5 protein-coding genes are annotated in these 3247 nt (G+C 68.4%); all 5 read right to left on the reverse strand.

Features of this window, described 5'->3' with window-relative positions; genetic code table 11:
* Positions 1-320: 320 nt before the first annotated feature.
* Positions 321-701, reverse strand: a complete 381-nt coding sequence (locus VM054_04920; protein ID HUT98402.1) for a YraN family protein — start codon at positions 699-701, stop codon at positions 321-323.
* A 3-nt stretch (positions 702-704) separates the two neighbouring features.
* A complete protein-coding gene (locus VM054_04925) occupies positions 705-1082 on the reverse strand; it encodes a hypothetical protein (protein ID HUT98403.1) in 378 nt (125 codons plus the stop codon).
* Positions 1082-2071, reverse strand: a complete 990-nt coding sequence (gene hprK, locus VM054_04930) for an HPr(Ser) kinase/phosphatase (protein HUT98404.1) — start codon at positions 2069-2071, stop codon at positions 1082-1084. Before hprK ends, VM054_04925 begins: the two co-directional genes overlap by 1 nt.
* A gap of 92 nt (positions 2072-2163) precedes the next feature.
* Complete coding sequence (locus VM054_04935; GenBank protein HUT98405.1) at positions 2164-2631, reverse strand: PTS sugar transporter subunit IIA; 468 nt, start codon at positions 2629-2631, stop codon at positions 2164-2166.
* Between the two features lie 186 nt (positions 2632-2817).
* Positions 2818-3177, reverse strand: coding sequence for a 50S ribosomal protein L21 (rplU, locus tag VM054_04940; protein ID HUT98406.1), 360 nt, complete (start codon positions 3175-3177; stop codon positions 2818-2820).
* Positions 3178-3247: the final 70 nt, after the last annotated feature.

Raw genomic sequence — 3247 nt, forward strand, 5'->3', positions numbered from 1 at the left:
GGGACCGCTGCACCCCTCACCCTAACCCTCCCCCCAGAGGGGGGAGGGGACTATCGCAGCCCGTATCGCGCGTTGCGATGACGTAGGGCGGCCCCTCCGCGGGCCGCCGCGAATTGCGATGATGCAGGGCGGCCCCTCCGCGGGCCGCCGCGAATTGCGATGACGTAGGGGCGGGTGTCCACACCCGCCCGTTGTGATGACGTAGGGACCGACCGACGGCGCGCCGTTCAGGTCGGCCCGTTTTTTATATGGTGGCCCTCACCCCTGACCCCTCTCCCGGAGGGAGAGGGGGGGCCGCGGGCGACCGTGGACGGCCACCCCTACACCCGGAAGGCGTCCTCGATGAGCTCCACCTCGGGCTCCCGCCCCCGGGGCCACAGGACGGCCACCACGTCGAAGCGGACGTAGAGGCCGCGCAGGTCGGACCGGCTCACTAAAAGCGCGTCCGCCAGGCGGGCCAGGCGGCGGATTTTTGCCGGGGTCACCGCCTCACGGGGGCCGCCGGCCGGGCCGCGCCGCCGCAGGGCCTTGACCTCCACCACGGCCAGAATATCGCCCTTACGGACGACGAGGTCCAGGTCGCCGCGCAGGTCCAGACCGTGCGGGCGCCAGTCGCGGGCGACGACGGTCCAGCCCCGGCGCTCGTAGATTTCGGCCGCCAGCGTTTCAGCCCGCTCCCCCAGCTCCTCCGCCCGGTCCAAGGGCTACTCCCCGCCGAAGGCCGCGTTGAGCGCCGACGCCAGAGTGGCCGACCGGCTCTCCTCCACGGCCACCGACCAATCGCCGTCTTTTTCGACGAGCACCAGGGTGAGCCCCGGCCGCCCCGGCGTGCGGACGGTCAATTCGACCCGTCCGCCGTCGCTCACCGGATCGCCGACGATCTCCGGCCGCGCGCCCGGCTTCAGGTAGGTCGCCAGCCCGCCCGGGTCGCCGTCGCAGAAAGCGGACGCCCTTTCCGGGTCGCCCGCCTCCACCGCGTCGAAAAATCCCTCCACGGTCCCCCGCCAGGGCTCGGCCTCCTCGGCGCAGGAGAACGCCCCGATAAATAAAAGCGCGACCCCGACGGCGAACCGGACCGACATCACTCCATGTCCTGCAGGTCGTCGGTGAGGTCCACGTAGGGCTCCCGGGCCTCCTTGGCTCGGGCGTCCATCTCCTCGAGGAGCTTGGAGTCGAGCTCGCGGGCCGGGTTGTAGCCGCGGCGCCGCAAGAGGTGGCTCGCCGACGCCAGCTCCACGATCGTCCCGAGGTTCTTCCCCGGGATGGCCGGGATGACTATCTGGGGGATTTTGATGCCGAGGAGCTCCCGGTAAACCGTGTCCAGGCCCACGCGGTCGTAGTTGTAGCCGCCGTCCCACTGGCGGATCTGGACCACCAGCTCGATGCGCTTCTGGTCGCGCACCGCGTTCACGCCGAACAGGTGGCGGACGTTGATGATGCCGATGCCCCGGATTTCCATGTACTCGCGGACGTTCTGGGGGCTGGAGCCCATGAGGACCGAGTTGAGGCGGGCCCTGACCTCGACCACGTCGTCGGCCACCAGGCGGTGGCCCCGGGCCACCAGGTCCAGGGCGCACTCGCTCTTGCCGATGCCCGCCTTGCCCAGAATCAGCACCCCCACGCCGTTGATGTCCACCAGGACGCCGTGGACCTTCTGCACCGGCGCCAGAGCCTCGTGGAGGTAGTACCCCAGGACGGTCGCCACCTCCTGGGTGTGCTCCGGGCTCAACAGAACGGGTATGCCGCCGGCGGACGCGCTCTCGATGAGCTCCCCGGGCGGGTCGTACCCCCGGGTGACCACGAAGCAGGGGACGCCGCACTCCTGGGTCAGGCGATCGAAAACCCCCCGCCGTTTCTCCGGGGTCAGCGTGGCCAGGTAGCTGCTCTCGGTGTGCCCCAGGAGCAGCACGCGCTCGGAGGGGAAAACGTCGAAATAGCCGGCCAGCGCCAGGCCGGGACGCTCGAGGTCGGGCCGGGATATCTCCCGCTCCAGCGTCTCGTCGCCGGTGGCGAGGTTGAGGTCGAGCTTCGCCCGGTTGTTCTCGTAGAGGTCACGAACCTTCACCGCCATAGTCCCCCGCTCCTCGGTTGGGAATTTCAGGACGGATCGGGCAAGGGTCGGCGCCCTTGCCCTCGTAGAACGGTCCGAAAGGACGCCGGTCCCTATTCCAGCGAGGCTTCGGCCTCCGAAATCGCCTCGACGACCGCCCCGGCGTCGGGGGCGTCCAGGAGACGTTTGCGGAAGGCGGAGTCCTTCAGCAGGCGGGAGAGGCGGGCCAGGGAACGCAGATGAACCGTGTCGCTCTCGGCGCACAACAGGAAAAACAGCCTGGTCGGCTTGCCGTCCATGCTCTCGAAATCGAGCCCCGCCTTCTTGCGCCCGAAGACGATGGCCAGCCCCTCGATGAGGTGGGGCTGTCCGTGGCGCGGATGCGGGATGGCGACGCCGTTCTCCAGACCGGTGGTGCAGAGCTCCTCGCGGGCGACGACCGCCTCGATGAGCTCGCCGGGGTCCGACAGCCGACCGGTCCGGGCCAGGTTGTCCACCAGCTCGGCGATGGCGTCCTTCTTGTCGTCGGCCTTCATATTCAGAATCACGTTCTCGGGGCCGAAGTAGGAACCGATGTTCATCCGTCATCCTTCCCTTGTTTATTCCACCGGCGATGGTACTTGAGCGCGGACCGCTTGGCAAGGGGGAACGCAAACCGCCCCGGCGCAGGGGCGGCTTAAAAAAAGGCCCCCGCGGGGCCTCCGAATTTCCATCAATCCACCCACCTAAAAAAGGCCCCCGTGGGGGCCTCGATTCGATAGAAGATTTTACACGGCTTCCGGTTCGGCCTGTTCGGGCTTCTCCACCTTCGGCGGGGTGAGCTTGACACCCTGGATGCGGACCCAGGTGTAGGGCTGCTTGTGACCGAAGGTGATGGTGTAGCGCTTGCGGCGCTTGAACTTGATGCCCTTCACCTTGCGGGCGCGGCCCTGGATGGCGATTTCGCCCAAAACCTTCGCCCCGGCCAGAAGCGGCGCGCCGTGGCGGTAGCCCTCGCCGTCCCCGGTGAACAGGACCTCCTCGAAGACCACCTTCTCGCCGACTTCGCCGGCCAGGCGGTCCACGCGGACGAGGTCCCCCTCGCTGACCCGGTGCTGTTTGCCGCCGGTGCGGATGACGGCGTACATGGCGACCCCTTTTGCTCGTTGGCGGAGGCGTATTGTACCAAAGGGCGCGGGGGTTGTAAAGGGGCGTTTT

It is taken from the genome of bacterium, assembly GCA_035528375.1.
In the GTDB taxonomy this organism is placed as follows: domain Bacteria; phylum RBG-13-66-14; class RBG-13-66-14; order RBG-13-66-14; family RBG-13-66-14; genus RBG-13-66-14.